Genomic DNA, 18,734 nt, shown 5'->3' with positions numbered 1-18,734 from the left:
TCGTGCTCCGTTAAATTCAATATGCTTTTAGTGGTACTGGATACGCCCGTTCATGTCAACCCCTGAGGATAAAAACGGCGCTAACAGCCTATACGTGCAGTCTGTTTGCTTTAGCTAATTGTGCTGGTTTTGTGTTTTTTGACCTGTTTAATTGTCTATTTTTGGACTTGAAAAAAGGTTGCGGAAATAAATAAAAATAATTTGTTTAAAACGGAAAGGTGCCGCTGTTAAGTATGTTGTAGGCGTAAAGGGTTTTAATATCATTAAGTTATAATTTTGATGAATCAATTCAGGCCCTTCGGTAAAGGAGGGTGAATAACAGCCTGTTAACGTAATGAGGTGCAGCGGTAATAACAGTTTAATAATACTTAAGTCATCATTAACTCTCGGGGAATTGTATATTTGTTTGGTTTATGGTTTCATCTCAACCCTAAAGTTAAACATATCATTTGCGCCTTTTATTGTCGTTCTTTTAGTGTCTTTATATATTCCGAATTTTAAACAATTCTCTTTCGCTGGTCATATTTGCATGATAAATCATATTTTTCGAGATTATTACAATACGTTGGCAAAGGGAGTGTAGCGTGACAGTGGAGTCTGAAGTGCCAGAAAATAATATTAAACAAGCTCAAGCTGCTGATGGGATTAAACCGCAGTTACGTACCGTGGACCTGAATCTGTTGACGGTGTTTGATGCTGTCATGCAGGAACAGAATATCACCCGTGCGGCACAAACGTTGGGGATGTCACAGCCTGCGGTCAGTAATGCCGTCGCCAGGCTCAAGGTTATGTTTAACGATGAACTGTTCGTCCGCTATGGCAGGGGGATTCAGCCCACGGCGCGTGCATTCCAGCTATTCGGCTCAATCCGCCAGGCGCTGCAGCTGGTACAAAATGAGCTGCCGGGCTCGGGGTTTGAACCCTTAAGCAGCGAACGCGTTTTTCATCTTTGTGTCTGTAGCCCATTAGATAATTATTTAACGTCGATAATATATAATAAGGTGGAAGAGATCGCGCCGAATATCAATTTGGTCTTTAAATCCTCTCTTAATCAAAACACCGAACATCAGCTACGGTATCAGGAGATCGAATTTGTCCTGGGATATGAAGAGTTCCGTCGACCTGAATTTTCCTGCGTACCGCTGTTTAAAGATGAAATGGTGTTGGTCGCCAGTAAAAAACATCCGCGCCTGACTTCTCCGCTACGAGAAAGTGATGTTTATAACGAGCAGCACGCCGTTGTTGCTCTCGACAGGTACGCTTCTTTTAGCCTGCCGTGGTATGACACGGCGGATAAACAGGCGTGTGTAGCCTATCAGGGCATGGCGATGGTCAGCGTATTAAATGTGGTCTCCCAGACACACCTGGTGGCCATTGCGCCACGCTGGCTGGCAGAAGAGTTTTCTGAACCCTTAAATCTGCAAATTTTGCCACTGCCACTTAAGCTTAATAGCCGAACCTGCTATCTCTCCTGGCATGAAGCGGCGGGGCGGGATAAAGGACATCAGTGGATGGAAGAGTTGCTTGTTAGCATTTGTCGCCGGTAAACGCATCAGGATAAATCGCATCAGGTTATGTGGTTTATCCTGTGTTTATTAAGCGTAGTGATATTTTATTCTGTTGTGCTTTTTCTCGGGCGGCTGTCTGGTTCGCAAAAATAGATGATTTCCTGCATTGTCGCGCTTTTCAGCGATGATTCGTCATCCCATCCTCCATTCTCAGATGAATTAACCATATCTTCCGTTAACGGCTGCTTTTTCTGCTTCTGGCACCGATTGTCTCCCCGGGTTTGCTAATTGCCTGCCTCAAAACGAGCGGTTAAGGTAAAGAACACTCTGCAAAAATATAAGATTGGTTTATCCCAATCGTAAGACGGTGCGGAAATGATTTCGGCACTCCGTCTGTAACACAATGCCTGGAGGCAAAGCATGGAGATGTTGTCTGGCGCGGAAATGGTCGTCCGGTCGCTGATCGACCAGGGCGTGAAGCAAGTGTTCGGCTACCCTGGCGGCGCGGTCCTTGATATTTATGATGCGCTGCATACGGTTGGAGGCATTGACCATGTTCTGGTACGTCACGAGCAGGCGGCGGTCCACATGGCTGACGGCCTGGCGCGTGCGACGGGTGAAGTGGGCGTGGTCTTAGTCACGTCCGGTCCCGGCGCGACAAACGCCATTACCGGCATTGCAACGGCGTATATGGACTCTATTCCGCTGGTGATCCTCTCCGGGCAGGTGGCAACCTCACTGATTGGCTACGATGCGTTTCAGGAGTGCGACATGGTCGGGATTTCGCGTCCCGTGGTGAAGCACAGCTTCCTGGTCAAGCAAACCGAAGACATTCCAGGCGTACTGAAAAAAGCCTTCTGGCTGGCGGCAAGCGGGCGTCCGGGTCCGGTCGTAGTCGATCTGCCTAAAGATATCCTGAACCCGGCCAACAAACTGCCTTACGTCTGGCCGGAATCGGTGAGCATGCGTTCCTACAACCCAACCACGCAAGGCCATAAAGGTCAAATTAAGCGCGCGTTGCAAACGCTTCTGGCAGCTAAAAAACCGGTTGTCTATGTTGGTGGCGGCGCGATCAATGCTGCCTGCGAAGTCCAGCTGCGTGAACTCATTGAAAAGCTTAATCTTCCTGTTGCATCGTCGCTGATGGGGCTGGGGGCATTTCCCGCCACCCACCGTCAGGCACTGGGTATGCTGGGCATGCACGGCACCTATGAAGCCAACATGACGATGCACCATTCTGATGTGATCTTTGCCGTAGGCGTGCGCTTTGACGATCGCACGACCAACAATCTGGCGAAGTATTGTCCAAACGCGACCGTCCTGCACATTGATATCGATCCGACGTCAATCTCAAAAACGGTGTCGGCTGACGTGCCGATCGTCGGGGATGCCCGACAGGTCCTGGAGCAAATGCTGGAGCTGCTGGGGCAGGAGAGTGCTACCCAGCCGCTGGATGAGATCCGCGACTGGTGGCAGCAGATTGAACAGTGGCGTGCGCGTCAGTGTCTGAAATATGACACGCACAGTGAAAACATTAAGCCGCAGGCGGTTATCGAAGCGGTGTGGCGGCTGACCAAAGGTGAAGCGTATGTGACCTCCGATGTAGGACAACACCAGATGTTTGCCGCCTTGTATTATCCATTTGATAAACCGCGACACTGGATCAACTCGGGTGGTTTAGGAACGATGGGATTTGGTCTGCCCGCCGCGCTGGGCGTTAAGCTGGCGCTGCCGAATGAAACCGTCGTCTGCGTGACCGGAGATGGCAGTATCCAGATGAACATTCAGGAGCTGTCGACTGCGCTGCAATATGAACTGCCGGTTCTCGTGCTGAACCTGAATAACGGCTACCTCGGCATGGTGAAGCAGTGGCAAGATATGATCTATTCTGGCCGTCACTCACAGTCATACATGAAATCGCTACCGGATTTTGTACGCCTCGCAGAAGCATACGGCCATGTTGGCATGCGTGTGACTGAGCCGGCTGAGCTGGAAACGAAGCTCGCAGAAGCGCTTGAACATGTTAAAAACAACCGCCTCGTCTTTATGGATGTCATTGTTGATGGCACCGAGCACGTATATCCGATGCATATTCGTGGTGGGGGTATGGATGAAATGTGGTTAAGCAAAACGGAGAGAACCTGATATGCGCCGGATATTGTCTGTTTTACTGGAAAACGAGTCTGGCGCCCTGTCGCGCGTCATTGGGCTTTTTGCACAGCGCGGCTATAACATTGAAAGCCTGACTGTCGCCCCGACGGATGACCCAACGCTGTCGCGTATGACGATCCAGACCGTCGGCGACGCGAAAGTCCTTGAGCAAATTGAAAAACAGCTGCATAAACTGGTCGACGTACTGCGCGTGAGCGAGCTGGGGCAGGGTGCCTACGTTGAACGTGAGGTCATGCTGGTGAAAATTCAGGCCAGTGGCTACGGACGTGAAGAAGTCAAACGCAATGCGGATATTTTCCGCGGACAGATTATCGACGTCACGCCTTCTCTTTATACGGTGCAGTTGGTGGGGACGAGCGACAAGCTGGATGCTTTCCTGGCATCCGTGCGGGATGTAGCCAAAATTGTTGAGGTGGCGAGATCGGGTGTAGTGGGTCTGTCACGCGGCGAGAAAATCATGCGTTAGTTGTCAAAAAGGTTCGCCTCTTTCTGCCCGGTCACCAAAGCCGGGCTTTTTTTTGCGTAATCAGCCGACAACGCAGATAAAAGCGGTTGCCGCGAAGGCTTTTCTGCGTTTAGATGTTAAAAGATTTAACCATAACCTTGACAGGGCCATGGACTCTTTTCTTTTTTTAAGGGGCAATTGTGAAACTGGATGAAATCGCCCGGCTAGCCGGCGTGTCACGAACAACGGCCAGCTATGTGATTAACGGTAAAGCAAAACAGTACCGTGTCAGCGATAAGACCGTTGAAAAAGTTATGGCGGTAGTTCGTGAACATAACTACCATCCGAATGCTGTCGCAGCCGGCCTGCGCGCCGGGCGCACCCGCTCTATTGGTCTGGTGATCCCGGACCTGGAAAACACCAGCTATACCCGTATCGCCAACTACCTTGAGCGCCAGGCGCGCCAGCGCGGCTATCAACTGCTGATTGCCTGCTCGGAAGATCAGCCCGATAACGAGATGCGCTGTATTGAGCATCTGCTCCAGCGTCAGGTCGATGCCATTATCGTGTCGACTTCCTTACCCCCAGAGCATCCGTTCTACCAGCGCTGGGCGAACGACCCGTTCCCGATCGTCGCGCTGGATCGCGCCCTGGACCGCGAGCATTTCACGAGCGTGGTGGGTGCCGATCAGGATGATGCAGAAATGCTGGCCGCTGAGCTAAGAACGTTCCCGGCAGAAACCGTGCTTTATCTTGGCGCGCTGCCTGAGCTTTCGGTGAGTTTTTTGCGTGAGCAGGGTTTCAGAACCGCCTGGAAAGACGATCCGCGCGAGGTGCATTACCTCTATGCCAACAGCTACGAACGTGAAGCCGCTGCGCAGTTGTTCGAGAAATGGCTGGAGACGCACCCGATGCCTCAGGCGTTGTTCACTACCTCTTTTGCACTTCTGCAAGGGGTAATGGATGTGACCTTACGGCGTGAAGGCAAGCTCCCCTCCGACCTGGCCATTGCCACTTTCGGCGATAACGAGCTGCTGGACTTTCTCCAGTGCCCGGTGCTGGCGGTAGCACAGCGTCATCGTGATGTGGCTGAACGCGTGCTGGAGATTGTGCTGGCGAGTCTGGATGAGCCTCGTAAACCGAAGCCAGGCCTGACGCGTATCAAACGTAATCTCTACCATCGCGGAATTTTAAGCCGTCATAAATGAAATGTTCGGGGCGGAGAAATCTGCCCCATTTTGTTGTGATAATTCGGGAAGATAATTCCCGGAGAGAAATTAGGATAATTCTTGAGGGATCATAATCTGCTATTTTTCTTAATTCATTCTGACGCTTAAATTGTCCTTTTAAGAACGACTGAGCCTTTTTAATCGGCTATTTTTGTATTACTTTGTTACAAACCCTCTTCGGTCGATGAATATTCAGACGTTTTTTCTCTTCCTTTGACAGCTGACCTGCTAACCGCCGCGTTTACCGTGTGTCCTGGTGAATCTGGCACTGTTATCCCCTGAGAATCTGTCATAAAATGCTGCCCGCGTCGCAAACTGACACTTTATATTTATCTGCGATGATATTGAGTGAGCTTTAACGCTAGTGTGCATATTCGGTTTTTTTCTTACAAATATTCATAACGTTAATTTTGCCTCGCCAGTTGTGCAGTTATTAACCAGGAGTGTTTATCTCTGTAAATAGAGGGCTTTCGGGTCCTTACAGGGAGAGTCCTGGCTTGACAAGCTTTTCCCTCGCTCCGTAAACTCCTTTAGGTGGGAATTTGTGGGTTAAAGTGGTGAGGAGGGGTGAGACTGGCATGTTCCGTGGAGCAACGTTAGTCAATCTCGACAGCAAAGGGCGTTTATCGGTACCAACCCGATACCGCGACCAGCTGATTGAGAACGCTGCGGGTCAAATGGTTTGCACCATTGACATTAACTCCCCCTGCCTGCTGCTTTACCCCCTGCCTGAATGGGAAATTATTGAGCAAAAGCTGTCGCGACTGTCGAGCATGAACCCGCAGGAACGCCGCGTGCAGCGGTTGTTATTGGGACATGCCAGTGAATGTCAGATGGATAACGCAGGGCGATTATTGATTGCGCCTGTATTACGGCAACATGCCGGTCTGACCAAAGAAGTGATGCTGGTCGGGCAGTTCAACAAATTTGAACTGTGGGATGAAACGACCTGGTATCAACAGGTCAAGGAAGATATCGACGCTGAGCAGTCTGATTCCGCGACATTATCGGAACGGCTGCAGGACTTGTCTCTATAAATATGATGGAAAATTATAAACATAAAACGGTGTTACTGGACGAGGCTGTTAACGGCCTGAATATCCGTCCGGATGGCATCTACATTGATGGCACTTTTGGTCGCGGTGGCCACTCGCGTTTGATCCTCTCCCAGCTGGGTGAGGAAGGACGTCTGCTGGCAATCGATCGCGATCCGCAGGCGATTGCCGTTGCACAGACCATCAATGATCCACGTTTTTCCATCGTGCATGGACCTTTCTCTGCGCTCGCGGAATACGTTGCTGAGCGCGGCCTGACGGGCAAGATCGACGGAATTCTTCTCGATCTTGGCGTCTCTTCACCTCAGCTTGATGATGCTGAACGCGGCTTCTCTTTTATGCGTGATGGTCCGCTGGACATGCGCATGGATCCGACGCGTGGTCAGTCTGCAGCCGAGTGGTTACAGACCGCTGACGAAGCGGATATTGCATGGGTCATCAAAACCTTTGGCGAAGAGCGCTTTGGCAAACGTATTGCGCGCGCCATTGTTGAGCGCAACCGCATTGAGCCAATGACTCGCACCAAAGAGCTGGCCGAAGTGATCGCGGCGGCGACGCCGGTGAAGGACAAACACAAACATCCCGCGACCCGTACCTTCCAGGCGGTTCGCATCTGGGTAAACAGTGAACTGGAGGAAATAGAGCTGGCGCTAAAAAGCTCGCTCGACGTGCTGGCCCCGGGTGGGCGGTTATCCATCATCAGCTTCCATTCGCTGGAAGACCGTATTGTGAAACGCTTTATGCGTGAACAAAGTCGCGGTCCACAGGTGCCAGCGGGGCTGCCGATGACGGAAGAACAACTCAGGAAGCTGGGTGGCCGTCAGTTGCGAGCACTAGGCAAGTTGATGCCGGGCGAAGAAGAGGTGGCAGAGAATCCACGTGCCCGTAGTTCAGTGCTGCGTGTTGCAGAGAGGACGAACGCATGATCGGCAGAGTGACAGAGACCCTCAGCAAAGTTAAGGATTCGTTAGGAAGCAACGAGCGCCATGCCTTGCCTGGCGTGATCGGCGACGATCTTTTGCGGTTCGGGAAACTGCCACTCTGCCTGTTCATTTGCATCATTGTTACAGCAGTTACGGTGGTGACCACCGCTCACCATACACGTTTATTGACTGCGCAACGCGAGCAGTTGGTACTGGAACGCGATGCGCTGGATATTGAATGGCGAAATCTGATCCTTGAAGAAAACGCGCTCGGCGATCACAGCCGGGTTGAACGGATCGCAACGGAAAAGCTGCAACTGCAGCATGTTGATCCTTCCCAGGAAAATATCGTAGTACAAAAATAAGGGAAAACGCGACGCATGAGAGCAGCGGCAAAAACGCTAAAACCAAAACGTCAGGAAGAACAGGCCAACTTTATCAGTTGGCGTTTTGCGTTGCTTTGCGGCTGCATTTTACTGGCGCTGGGTTTCCTGCTGGGACGCGTGGCCTGGTTACAAATCGTCGCGCCTGACATGCTGGTACGCCAGGGGGACATGCGTTCCCTTCGTGTCCAGGAAGTCGCCACTTCCCGCGGGATGATCACCGACCGTTCTGGCCGTCCTCTGGCGGTGAGCGTGCCGGTGAAGGCGATCTGGGCCGATCCGAAAGAGCTGCACGACGCGGGGGGGATCACGCTCGACAATCGCTGGAAAGCGCTGTCTGATGCGCTGAAAATGCCGCTCGATCAGCTGGCTTCCCGCGTTAATGCCAACCCGAAAGGGCGTTTTATCTATCTGGCGCGTCAGGTTAACCCTGACATGGCAGACTACATCCGCAAACTCAAGTTGCCGGGTATTCATCTGCGTGAAGAGTCACGCCGTTACTACCCGTCCGGCGAAGTAACCGCTCACCTCATTGGCTTTACCAACGTCGACAGCCAGGGGATTGAGGGCGTTGAAAAAAGCTTCGATAAGTGGCTCACCGGCCAGCCTGGCGAGCGAATCGTGCGTAAAGACCGCTATGGGCGCGTTATCGAAGATATCTCGTCTACGGACAGCCAGGCGGCACACAACCTGGCCCTGAGTATTGACGAGCGCCTGCAGGCGTTGGTCTACCGCGAGCTGAACAACGCTGTGGCATTCAACAAGGCGGAGTCAGGTAGCGCCGTGCTGGTGGATGTCAGCACCGGTGAAGTACTGGCGATGGCCAACAGCCCATCCTACAACCCGAACAATTTTACCGGTACCGCCAAAGATGCGATGCGTAACCGGGCCATTACCGACGTGTTCGAACCCGGCTCCACGGTAAAACCGATGGTCGTGATGACGGCGCTGCAACGCGGTATCGTCAATGAAAACACGGTTCTGAACACGATCCCATACCGTATCAACGGCCACGAGATAAAAGACGTGGCGCGCTACAGCGAATTGACCCTGACCGGGGTGTTACAGAAGTCGAGTAACGTCGGTGTTTCAAAGCTGGCGTTAGCGATGCCGTCCTCAGCGTTAGTAGAGACTTACTCACGTTTTGGACTTGGAAAGGCGACCAATTTGGGGTTGGTCGGAGAACGCAGTGGCTTATATCCTCAAAAACAACGGTGGTCTGACATAGAGAGGGCCACCTTCTCTTTCGGCTACGGGCTAATGGTAACCCCGTTACAGTTAGCGCGAGTCTACGCAACGATTGGCAGCTACGGCGTCTATCGCCCGCTGTCGATTACCAAAGTTGATCCACCGGTTCCGGGCGAGCGTATCTTCCCGGAATCTATCGTTCGCACTGTCGTGCATATGATGGAAAGCGTGGCGCTGCCTGGCGGTGGTGGCGTGAAGGCGGCGATTAAAGGTTATCGCATCGCCATCAAAACCGGTACAGCGAAAAAAGTGGGGCCAGACGGCCGCTACATCAACAAATACATTGCCTATACCGCAGGCGTTGCGCCTGCAAGCAATCCGCGTTTTGCGCTGGTGGTCGTGATAAACGATCCACAGGCGGGTAAATACTACGGCGGCGCCGTCTCTGCGCCTGTGTTTGGCGCCATCATGGGCGGCGTATTGCGCACCATGAACGTTGAACCGGATGCGCTGGCGACGGGCGAAAAAAGTGAATTTGTAATTAATCAAGGCGAGGGTACAGGTGGCAGATCGTAATTTGCGCGACCTTCTCGCTCCGTGGGTGCCAAATGCACCGGAGCGAGCACTGCGAGAGATGGTACTGGACAGCCGCGTAGCGGCTTCTGGCGATCTTTTTGTGGCGGTGGTCGGTCATCAGGCGGACGGGCGTCGTTATATCCCGCAGGCGATTGCGCAAGGTGTTGCTGCCATTATTGCTGAGGCCAAAGATGAGGCTACTGACGGCGAGATCCGTGAAATGCACGGTGTGCCGGTTATCTATCTCAGCCAGTTAAACGAGCGTCTTTCCGCGCTGGCGGGGCGTTTCTATCATGAGCCCTCTGACCAGCTGCGTCTGGTGGGCGTGACCGGGACAAACGGAAAAACCACCACCACGCAACTGATGGCGCAGTGGGCCCAGTTACTGGGTGAGACCGGCGCAGTCATGGGCACTGTCGGTAACGGCCTGCTGGGCAAAGTCATCCCGACAGAAAATACCACCGGCTCCGCGGTTGACGTACAGCATGTCCTTGCCGGTCTGGCAGAGCAGGGGGCCACCTTTGCGGCGATGGAAGTCTCTTCGCACGGTCTGGTGCAGCATCGCGTAGCGGCACTGAAGTTTGCCGCCTCGGTGTTCACAAACCTGAGCCGCGATCATCTTGATTATCATGGTGATATGGAGCATTACGAAGCCGCAAAATGGCTGCTTTACTCCACGCACCATTACGGACAAGCCATCATCAACGCCGACGACGACGTCGGTCGCCGCTGGCTGGCAGCGCTGCCGGACGCGGTTGCGGTGTCGATGGAAGATCATATTAATCCGAACTGCCATGGTCGCTGGCTGAAAGCGGTTGAGGTTCACTATCACGACAGCGGGGCGACGATCCGCTTTGCCTCCTCCTGGGGGGAAGGCGAAATTGAAAGCCGCCTGATGGGGGCGTTTAACGTCAGCAACCTGCTGCTGGCGCTGGCGACGCTGCTGGCGCTGGGTTATCCGATGGCTGAACTGCTTAAAACTGCCGCGCGTTTGCAACCGGTTTGTGGCCGTATGGAAGTGTTTAGTGCCCCTGGCAAGCCTACCGTCGTGGTGGATTATGCCCACACGCCGGATGCGCTGGAAAAAGCGCTGGAAGCGGCGCGTCTGCACTGCACTGGTAAACTCTGGTGCGTGTTTGGCTGCGGCGGCGATCGCGATAAAGGCAAACGCCCGCTGATGGGGGCTATTGCGGAACAGTTCGCGGATATTCCGGTTGTCACTGATGACAACCCGCGTACGGAAGAGCCGCGCGCCATCATCAATGACATTCTGGCGGGCATGCTGGACGCGGGCCGTGCTCGCGTCGTGGAAGGCCGTGCGGAAGCCGTGACGAACACCATCATGCAGGCTCAGGAGAACGATGTTGTCCTGCTGGCGGGTAAAGGTCATGAAGACTATCAGATTGTTGGCAACCGCCGTCTGGACTACTCGGACCGCGTAACGGCAGCACGCCTGCTGGGAGTCGTGGCATGATTAGCCTTTCATTAAGCCAGGCGGCTCAAATCCTGCAGGGCGACCTGTATGGTCAGGATCGCACCATTGATGCTGTGACGACGGACACCCGCAAAGTCACTGCCGGCTGTCTGTTTGTGGCCCTGAAAGGGGAGCGTTTTGATGCGCACGATTTTGCGGATAACGCCAAAGAAAATGGCGCCGGTGCGCTGCTGGTTAGCCGCAAGCTGGATAGCGATCTGCCACAGATTGTGGTGAAAGATACGCGTCTCGCGTTCGGTGAACTGGCTGCCTGGGTTCGTCAGCAGGTGCCGACGCGCGTCGTCGCCCTGACCGGGTCATCCGGCAAAACGTCCGTGAAAGAAATGACGGCGGCAATCCTGAGTCAGTGCGGCAATACGCTTTACACCGCGGGCAACCTCAATAATGACATCGGCGTGCCGATGACATTACTTCGCCTGACCAAAGAGCATGAATTTGCCGTGATCGAGTTAGGAGCTAACCACCAGGGAGAAATCGCCTGGACTGTGAGCCTGACTCGCCCGGAAGCCGCGCTGGTCAATAACCTGGCGGCTGCGCATCTGGAAGGTTTTGGTTCACTGGAAGGTGTGGCGAAAGCGAAAGGTGAGATCTACACCGGTCTGCCCGCAAACGGCATTGCCATTATGAATGCCGATAACAATGACTGGCTGAACTGGCAGAACATCATTGGCTCGCGTAAAACCTGGCGCTTCTCGCCAAATGCAGCCAACAGTGATTTTACCGCGACCAATATTCATGTGACGTCGCAGGGTACGGAATTCACGCTCATGACCCCAACGGGGGGCGTGGATGTGCTGTTGCCGCTTCCGGGCCGCCATAACATTGCCAATGCCCTTGCGGCAGCGGCGTTGTCGACCGCAGTGGGCGCATCACATGAAGCGATTAAAAACGGGCTGGCAAACTTAAAAGCCGTCCCGGGACGCCTGTTCCCCGTCCAGCTTGCGGAAAACAAATTGCTGCTGGATGACTCCTACAACGCGAACGTTGGCTCCATGACGGCGGCGGTGCAGGTGTTATCGGAGATGCCGGGCTACCGCATCATGGTGGTCGGTGATATGGCAGAGCTGGGCGACGAAAGCGAAGCCTGTCATACCCAGGTAGGGGAAGCGGCGAAAGCGGCAGGGCTGGACTGCGTCCTGAGCGCAGGAAAACTGAGCCAGGCGATTAGCCAGGCCAGCGGCGTTGGTGAACATTTTGCCGATAAAGCCGCGTTGATTGAGCGCCTTAAGGCATTAATTACAGAAAAACAAATTGTGACAGTGTTAGTGAAAGGTTCACGTAGTGCCGCCATGGAAGAGGTTGTGCACGCATTACAGGAGAACGGGACATGTTAGTTTGGCTGGCCGAACATTTGGTCAAATATTATTCAGGCTTTAACGTCTTTTCCTATCTGACGTTTCGCGCCATCGTCAGCCTGCTGACTGCGCTGTTCATCTCATTGTGGATGGGCCCGCGCATGATTGCCCGTCTGCAAAAACTCTCTTTCGGTCAGGTTGTGCGTAACGACGGTCCGGAATCGCACTTCAGCAAGCGCGGTACGCCGACCATGGGCGGGATCATGATCCTGACCGCCATTGTCGTTTCCGTGCTGTTGTGGGCATACCCGTCCAACCCGTATGTCTGGTGTGTGCTGACGGTACTGGTGGGGTACGGGATCATCGGTTTTGTTGATGATTATCGTAAAGTCGTTCGCAAAGATACCAAGGGGTTGATCGCGCGCTGGAAATATTTCTGGATGTCGGTGATCGCGCTGGGCGTGGCCTTCGCGCTGTATCTGGCAGGCAAAGACACGCCAGCGACCGAGCTGGTCGTGCCGTTCTTTAAAGACGTGATGCCACAGCTGGGGCTGTTTTATATCCTGCTGGCCTACTTCGTGATTGTGGGCACCGGTAACGCGGTGAACCTGACCGACGGTCTGGATGGCCTGGCCATTATGCCAACCGTCTTTGTAGCCGCCGGCTTTGCACTGGTGGCGTGGGCGACCGGTAACATGAACTTTGCGAACTACCTGCACATCCCTTATCTGCGTCACGCGGGTGAGCTGGTGATCGTCTGTACGGCGATTGTCGGTGCAGGGCTGGGCTTCCTGTGGTTCAACACCTATCCGGCGCAGGTCTTTATGGGTGACGTTGGTTCACTGGCATTGGGCGGCGCGCTTGGCATTATTGCTGTGCTGCTGCGTCAGGAATTTCTGCTGGTGATCATGGGTGGCGTGTTTGTGGTTGAGACCCTGTCGGTGATTTTGCAGGTCGGCTCCTTCAAGCTGCGCGGACAGCGCATCTTCCGTATGGCGCCTATTCACCATCACTATGAACTGAAAGGCTGGCCGGAGCCGCGCGTCATTGTGCGCTTCTGGATTATTTCGCTGATGCTGGTGCTGATTGGCCTGGCAACGCTGAAGGTACGTTAATCATGGCAGATTACCAGGGCAAAAAGGTCGTTATCATCGGGTTAGGTCTCACGGGCCTGTCCTGCGTGGACTTTTTCCTCGCGCGTGGCGTGACGCCGCGCGTGATGGATACGCGTGTCTCTCCGCCGGGTCTGGAAAAACTGCCGGAACAGGTTGAACGCCACCTTGGTGGTCTGAATGATGACTGGCTGCTGGCAGCCGATCTGATTGTCGCAAGCCCGGGTATGGCGCTGGCACATCCTTCACTGAGCGCTGCCGCGGATGCAGGCGTTGAGATTATCGGCGATATCGAGCTGTTCTGCCGCGAAGCGCAGGCACCGGTTATCGCGATTACTGGTTCTAACGGCAAAAGCACCGTCACCACCCTGGTGGGCGAGATGGCGAAAGCGGCGGGCATGAACGTCGGAGTCGGCGGTAATATCGGCCTGCCGGCGCTGATGCTGCTGGACAAAGGCTGTGAGCTGTATGTCCTCGAGCTTTCAAGCTTCCAGCTGGAAACCACCTCCAGCCTGCATGCTGCCGCTGCGACGATCCTCAACGTGACTGAAGATCATATGGACAGGTATCCATTTGGTCTGCAGCAGTACCGTGCCGCCAAGTTGCGCGTTTATGAGAATGCAAAGGTCTGCGTCGTTAACGCAGATGATGCGCTGACCATGCCGGTGCGCGGCGCGGATGAGCGCTGCATCAGTTTTGGCATCACCATGGGTGATTACCACCTGAACCGTCAGCTGGGCGAAACCTGGCTGCGTGTGAAAGGTGAGAAAGTGCTGAACGTGAAAGAGATGAAACTTTCTGGTCAGCATAACTATACCAATGCGCTGGCGGCGCTGGCGCTGGCGGACGCTGTCGGGCTGCCACGCTCCTCCAGCCTGAAAGCGTTGACCACGTTTTCCGGTCTGGCGCACCGTTTCCAGCTCGCGCTGGAGCATAACGGCGTGCGCTGGATTAACGACTCCAAAGCCACCAACGTGGGAAGCACCGAGGCCGCGCTGAACGGCCTGCACGTTGACGGTACTCTGCATTTACTGCTGGGCGGCGACGGCAAATCTGCCGATTTCTCCTCCCTGAAGCCGTATCTCTCAGGTGATAACATCCGCCTGTACTGCTTCGGCCGTGACGGCGGCGAGCTGGCTGAGCTGCGCCCTGAGATTGCCGAGCAGACCGAAACCATGGAACAGGCGATGCGGCTGATTGCCCCTCGCGTGAAGCCAGGCGATATGGTGCTGCTCTCTCCGGCGTGTGCCAGCCTCGATCAATTCAAGAATTTCGAACAGCGTGGTGATGTCTTTACCCGTCTGGCGAAGGAGTTAGGCTGATGCGTTTATCTCTCCCTCGCCTGAAAATGCCGCGCCTGCCAGGATTTGGGATCCTGGTATGGCTGTTTGCGGCACTCAAAGGCTGGGTGATGGGCTCTCGTCAAAAAGATAACGACAGCCTGATCATGTACGATCGCACGCTGTTCTGGCTCACGCTGGGACTGGCGGCGATCGGCTTTATCATGGTGACGTCTGCTTCCATGCCCGTCGGGCAGCGTCTGGCGAACGATCCTTTCCTGTTTGCCAAGCGTGATGGCCTGTACATCATCCTGGCGTTCTGCCTGGCGCTGGTCACCCTGCGTCTGCCGATGGAGTTCTGGCAGCGGCACAGTACGGCGATGCTGATCGCCTCGATTATTATGCTGCTGATTGTTCTGGTCGTCGGGAGCTCCGTTAACGGGGCATCCCGCTGGATTGCCTTTGGCCCGCTGCGTATTCAGCCTGCGGAATTTACCAAGCTTTCCCTGTTCTGCTACCTGGCGAACTACCTGGTGCGTAAAGTGGATGAAGTGCGTAACAACCTGCGCGGCTTCTTAAAACCGATGGGCGTGATTCTGGTGCTGGCGGTGTTACTGCTGGCGCAGCCTGACCTGGGTACGGTGGTCGTACTGTTTGTAACGACGCTGGCCATGCTGTTCCTGGCGGGCGCAAAACTGTGGCAGTTCATCGCTATCATCGGGATGGGGATATCAGCGGTTGTGCTGCTGATCCTCGCCGAGCCTTACCGTATTCGCCGTGTGACCTCTTTCTGGAACCCGTGGGAAGACCCGTTCGGCAGTGGTTACCAGCTGACGCAGTCGCTGATGGCCTTTGGGCGCGGTGAAGTCTGGGGACAGGGTCTGGGCAACTCGGTTCAAAAACTGGAGTATTTACCGGAAGCGCACACTGACTTCATCTTCTCCATTATTGCGGAAGAACTGGGTTATATCGGTGTGGTATTAGCGTTATTAATGGTATTCTTCGTCGCTTTCCGTGCCATGTCCATCGGCCGGAAAGCGCTGGAGATCGATCACCGCTTCTCAGGCTTCTTAGCCTGCTCAATTGGTATCTGGTTTAGTTTCCAGGCATTGGTTAACGTCGGGGCCGCAGCGGGCATGCTGCCGACCAAAGGTCTGACGTTGCCGTTGATCAGTTATGGTGGTTCCAGTCTGTTGATTATGTCGACGGCCATCATGCTGTTGTTGCGCATAGATTATGAAACGCGTCTGGAAAAAGCCCAGGCGTTTACACGAGGTTCACGATGAATCAACCGAAGCGGTTAATGGTGATGGCAGGCGGTACCGGCGGACACGTGTTCCCGGGGCTGGCGGTTGCGCACCATTTAATGGATCAGGGCTGGCAGGTACGCTGGCTGGGAACCGCAGACCGCATGGAAGCCGATCTGGTACCGAAGCACGGTATCGAGATCGACTTTATTCGTATTTCTGGCCTTCGAGGCAAAGGCCTCAAGGCAATGCTGCTGGCACCGGTGCGTATTTTTAACGCCTGGCGTCAGGCGCGCACCATCATGAAGCGCTTTAAGCCTGATGTGGTGCTGGGCATGGGCGGGTATGTCTCGGGTCCTGGCGGGCTGGCCGCGTGGTCGTTAGGGATTCCCGTCGTGCTGCATGAGCAGAACGGTATTGCCGGCCTGACCAACAAGTGGCTGGCGAAAATCGCCACCAAAGTGATGCAGGCGTTTCCCGGTGCGTTTCCGAAAGCAGACGTGGTGGGTAACCCGGTGCGTGTCGACGTGCTGGCGCTGCCGCTGCCGGATGCTCGCCTGGCGGGTCGTGAAGGGCCGGTTCGTGTGCTGGTCGTCGGCGGTTCGCAGGGGGCGCGCATTTTAAACCAGACGATGCCGCAGGTTGCCGCAAAGCTGGGCGATGCCGTTACCATCTGGCATCAAAGTGGAAAAGGCGCTCAGCAGACCGTTGAGCAGGCTTATGCCGAGGCAGGCCAGCCGCAGCATAACGTCACCGAGTTTATCGATGACATGGCCGCCGCTTATGCCTGGGCCGATGTCGTCGTTTGTCGCTCAGGTGCACTGACGGTGAGCGAGATTGCCGCCGCCGGGTTGCCGGCCCTGTTTGTGCCGTTCCAGCACAAAGACAGACAGCAGTACTGGAACGCATTGCCGCTCGAGAAGGCCGGCGCGGCGAAAATTTTTGAGCAGCCACAGTTTACCGCCGACGCGGTCGCCACCACCCTGGCAGGCTGGAACAGAGACGTATTACTGGAGATGGCAGAACGCGCGCGCGCGACCGCTATTCCTGATGCGACTGAACGGGTGGCAAAAGAAGTGAGCCTGGCATCCCAGGCTTAACCCTCGCAGCGCGTGAAGCGCGGCACGAATTTTAAGTAGTCGATGGCGTTTAGAGAATGAATACACAACAACTGGCAAAACTGCGTTCAATCGTGCCCGAGATGCGTCGCGTCCGGCACATTCACTTTGTTGGCATCGGTGGTGCTGGCATGGGCGGTATTGCCGAAGTGTTAGCTAACGAAGGCTATCAGATCAGCGGGTCTGACCTGGCGCCAAACCCTGTTACGCAGCAGCTGGCGTCACTTGGGGCGACTATCTATTTCAACCATCGCCCGGAAAACGTGCGCGATGCGAGCGTGGTGGTGGTATCGAGTGCCATCTCCTCTGACAACCCGGAAATCGTTGCCGCCCATGAAGCGCGCATTCCGGTGATCCGCCGCGCAGAAATGCTGGCGGAACTGATGCGTTTCCGTCACGGCATTGCGATTGCCGGGACCCACGGTAAAACCACGACCACGGCGATGGTTTCCAGTATTTATGCGGAAGCGGGTCTTGACCCGACGTTCGTCAACGGCGGTTTGGTAAAAGCCGCTGGCGTGCATGCGCGTCTGGGACACAGTCGTTATCTGATTGCGGAAGCGGATGAAAGCGATGCGTCGTTCCTGCACCTGCAGCCGATGGTGGCGATTGTCACGAACATCGAAGCTGACCATATGGATACCTACCAGGGTGACTTCGAGAACTTAAAGCAGACCTTTATCAACTTCCTGCATAACCTGCCGTTCTATGGACGTGCGGTAATGTGCGTAGACGATCCGGTCATTCGCGAGCTTCTGCCGCGCGTGGGTCGTCAAATCACCACTTACGGCTTCAGTGAAGACGCTGACGTCCGCGTGGAAGAGTACAAACAGATTGGCGCGCAGGGACACTTCACTCTGGCGCGTCAGGACAAAGAGCTGCTCCACGTGACGCTGAATGCGCCGGGGCGTCATAACGCTCTTAACGCCGCTGCGGCAGTGGCCGTGGCGACGGAAGAAGGCATTGATGACGACGCAATCCTGCGTGCGCTGGAAAGCTTCCAGGGGACCGGGCGTCGTTTCGACTTCCTCGGTGAATTCCCGCTGGATGCCGTAAACGGTAAAACCGGCACTGCGATGCTGGTGGACGACTACGGTCACCATCCGACTGAAGTCGACGCCACCATTAAAGCCGCACGTGCAGGCTGGCCTGACAAAAATCTGGTGATGATCTTCCAGCCGCACCGTTTCACGCGTACGCGCGATCTGTACGACGATTTCGCCAGCGTCCTGTCACAGGTGGATACGCTGCTGATGCTGGACGTATATTCCGCAGGCGAAACACCGATTCCGGGCGCGGACAGCCGTTCCCTGTGTCGCACGATTCGCGGACGCGGTAAAGTTGACCCTATTCTGGTTTCTGACCCGGCACAGGTGGCGGAAATTCTGGCACCGGTCCTCACCGGTAACGATTTGATTCTGATTCAGGGCGCGGGAAATATCGGTAAAATCGCCCGTACCTTAGCGGAAATCAAACTGAAGCCGCAAAACCAGGAGGATGAGCATCATGGCTGATAAGATTGCTGTCCTGTCTGGTGGTACCTCCGCAGAGCGTGAGGTTTCCCTGAATTCCGGCGCTGCGGTGCTGGCGGGCCTGCGTGAGGGCGGCGTTAATGCCCACCTGGTTGATCCAAGAGAGGTCGACGTAACGCAATTAAAAGCGCTGGGCTTCGATAAAGTCTTTATCGCGTTACATGGCCGGGGGGGGG

At 54.8% G+C, this 18,734-nt stretch carries 15 protein-coding genes and 1 pseudogene; all 16 read left to right on the top strand.

What is annotated here, in order from left to right; genetic code table 11:
* The first annotated feature begins 584 nt into the window (after positions 1-584).
* On the top strand, positions 585-1,547 hold the full coding sequence (leuO, locus tag LDK53_RS18925) for a transcriptional regulator LeuO (RefSeq protein ID WP_032672435.1): 963 nt from the start codon (positions 585-587) through the stop codon (positions 1,545-1,547).
* Between the two features lie 381 nt (positions 1,548-1,928).
* Complete coding sequence (gene ilvI, locus LDK53_RS18920) at positions 1,929-3,653, top strand: acetolactate synthase 3 large subunit (RefSeq protein WP_025756746.1); 1,725 nt, start codon at positions 1,929-1,931, stop codon at positions 3,651-3,653.
* A 1-nt stretch (position 3,654) separates the two neighbouring features.
* Complete coding sequence (ilvN, locus tag LDK53_RS18915) at positions 3,655-4,146, top strand: acetolactate synthase small subunit (RefSeq protein ID WP_014882536.1); 492 nt, start codon at positions 3,655-3,657, stop codon at positions 4,144-4,146.
* 179 nt (positions 4,147-4,325) lie between these two features.
* On the top strand, positions 4,326-5,333 hold the full coding sequence (cra, locus tag LDK53_RS18910) for a catabolite repressor/activator (protein WP_014168621.1): 1,008 nt from the start codon (positions 4,326-4,328) through the stop codon (positions 5,331-5,333).
* A gap of 599 nt (positions 5,334-5,932) precedes the next feature.
* Positions 5,933-6,391 carry a division/cell wall cluster transcriptional repressor MraZ gene (gene mraZ / locus LDK53_RS18905; RefSeq protein WP_021240528.1) on the top strand — a complete coding sequence of 153 codons (459 nt, stop codon included), beginning with the start codon at positions 5,933-5,935 and terminating at the stop codon, positions 6,389-6,391.
* 2 nt (positions 6,392-6,393) lie between these two features.
* Positions 6,394-7,335, top strand: coding sequence for a 16S rRNA (cytosine(1402)-N(4))-methyltransferase RsmH (gene rsmH / locus LDK53_RS18900; protein ID WP_023310390.1), 942 nt, complete (start codon positions 6,394-6,396; stop codon positions 7,333-7,335).
* On the top strand, positions 7,332-7,697 hold the full coding sequence (gene ftsL / locus LDK53_RS18895; RefSeq protein ID WP_025756747.1) for a cell division protein FtsL: 366 nt from the start codon (positions 7,332-7,334) through the stop codon (positions 7,695-7,697). The genes rsmH and ftsL overlap by 4 nt, the downstream gene beginning before the upstream one ends.
* Before the next feature lie 15 nt (positions 7,698-7,712).
* A complete protein-coding gene (locus LDK53_RS18890; protein WP_047957749.1) occupies positions 7,713-9,479 on the top strand; it encodes a peptidoglycan glycosyltransferase FtsI in 1,767 nt (588 codons plus the stop codon).
* Positions 9,466-10,953 (top strand): UDP-N-acetylmuramoyl-L-alanyl-D-glutamate--2,6-diaminopimelate ligase, encoded by a 1,488-nt coding sequence (murE, locus tag LDK53_RS18885; protein ID WP_025756749.1) that lies wholly within the window; start codon positions 9,466-9,468, stop codon positions 10,951-10,953. Before LDK53_RS18890 ends, murE begins: the two co-directional genes overlap by 14 nt.
* Positions 10,950-12,308 carry a UDP-N-acetylmuramoyl-tripeptide--D-alanyl-D-alanine ligase gene (gene murF / locus LDK53_RS18880; RefSeq protein WP_095441670.1) on the top strand — a complete coding sequence of 453 codons (1,359 nt, stop codon included), beginning with the start codon at positions 10,950-10,952 and terminating at the stop codon, positions 12,306-12,308. Before murE ends, murF begins: the two co-directional genes overlap by 4 nt.
* Entirely contained in the window at positions 12,302-13,384 is a 1,083-nt protein-coding gene (gene mraY / locus LDK53_RS18875) for a phospho-N-acetylmuramoyl-pentapeptide-transferase (RefSeq protein ID WP_008501985.1), read from the top strand. Before murF ends, mraY begins: the two co-directional genes overlap by 7 nt.
* A 2-nt stretch (positions 13,385-13,386) precedes the next feature.
* Positions 13,387-14,703 carry a UDP-N-acetylmuramoyl-L-alanine--D-glutamate ligase gene (gene murD, locus LDK53_RS18870; protein ID WP_045284795.1) on the top strand — a complete coding sequence of 439 codons (1,317 nt, stop codon included), beginning with the start codon at positions 13,387-13,389 and terminating at the stop codon, positions 14,701-14,703.
* On the top strand, positions 14,703-15,947 hold the full coding sequence (gene ftsW / locus LDK53_RS18865) for a cell division protein FtsW (protein WP_225287808.1): 1,245 nt from the start codon (positions 14,703-14,705) through the stop codon (positions 15,945-15,947). Before murD ends, ftsW begins: the two co-directional genes overlap by 1 nt.
* Entirely contained in the window at positions 15,944-17,008 is a 1,065-nt protein-coding gene (murG, locus tag LDK53_RS18860; RefSeq protein WP_025756753.1) for an undecaprenyldiphospho-muramoylpentapeptide beta-N-acetylglucosaminyltransferase, read from the top strand. The genes ftsW and murG overlap by 4 nt, the downstream gene beginning before the upstream one ends.
* 56 nt (positions 17,009-17,064) lie before the next feature.
* Positions 17,065-18,540 carry a UDP-N-acetylmuramate--L-alanine ligase gene (gene murC / locus LDK53_RS18855; RefSeq protein WP_025756754.1) on the top strand — a complete coding sequence of 492 codons (1,476 nt, stop codon included), beginning with the start codon at positions 17,065-17,067 and terminating at the stop codon, positions 18,538-18,540.
* Positions 18,533-18,734: pseudogene (ddl, locus tag LDK53_RS18850) on the top strand (D-alanine--D-alanine ligase); the annotation flags it as partial. The gene murC and the pseudogene ddl, both read left to right, overlap by 8 nt.

The organism is Enterobacter sp. K16B (assembly GCF_020216105.1).
Classification (GTDB): domain Bacteria; phylum Pseudomonadota; class Gammaproteobacteria; order Enterobacterales; family Enterobacteriaceae; genus Enterobacter; species Enterobacter sichuanensis.
Note: the sequence above shows the minus strand (reverse complement) of the source record. Positions and strands in the feature narration are given on the sequence as shown.

Excerpts from the sequence above, each read along its gene's own strand:
- murD (WP_045284795.1), top strand. The coding sequence starts at position 13,387 with ATGGCAGATTACCAGGGCAAAAAGGTCGTTATCATCGGGTTAGGTCTC.
- ftsW (WP_225287808.1), top strand. The coding sequence starts at position 14,703 with ATGCGTTTATCTCTCCCTCGCCTGAAAATGCCGCGCCTGCCAGGATTT.
- murF (WP_095441670.1), top strand. The coding sequence starts at position 10,950 with ATGATTAGCCTTTCATTAAGCCAGGCGGCTCAAATCCTGCAGGGCGAC.
- ilvI (WP_025756746.1), top strand. The coding sequence starts at position 1,929 with ATGGAGATGTTGTCTGGCGCGGAAATGGTCGTCCGGTCGCTGATCGAC.
- ilvN (WP_014882536.1), top strand. The coding sequence starts at position 3,655 with ATGCGCCGGATATTGTCTGTTTTACTGGAAAACGAGTCTGGCGCCCTG.
- murC (WP_025756754.1), top strand. The coding sequence starts at position 17,065 with ATGAATACACAACAACTGGCAAAACTGCGTTCAATCGTGCCCGAGATG.
- rsmH (WP_023310390.1), top strand. The coding sequence starts at position 6,394 with ATGATGGAAAATTATAAACATAAAACGGTGTTACTGGACGAGGCTGTT.
- mraY (WP_008501985.1), top strand. The coding sequence starts at position 12,302 with ATGTTAGTTTGGCTGGCCGAACATTTGGTCAAATATTATTCAGGCTTT.
- LDK53_RS18890 (WP_047957749.1), top strand. The coding sequence starts at position 7,713 with ATGAGAGCAGCGGCAAAAACGCTAAAACCAAAACGTCAGGAAGAACAG.
- ftsL (WP_025756747.1), top strand. The coding sequence starts at position 7,332 with ATGATCGGCAGAGTGACAGAGACCCTCAGCAAAGTTAAGGATTCGTTA.
- mraZ (WP_021240528.1), top strand. The coding sequence starts at position 5,933 with ATGTTCCGTGGAGCAACGTTAGTCAATCTCGACAGCAAAGGGCGTTTA.
- murG (WP_025756753.1), top strand. The coding sequence starts at position 15,944 with ATGAATCAACCGAAGCGGTTAATGGTGATGGCAGGCGGTACCGGCGGA.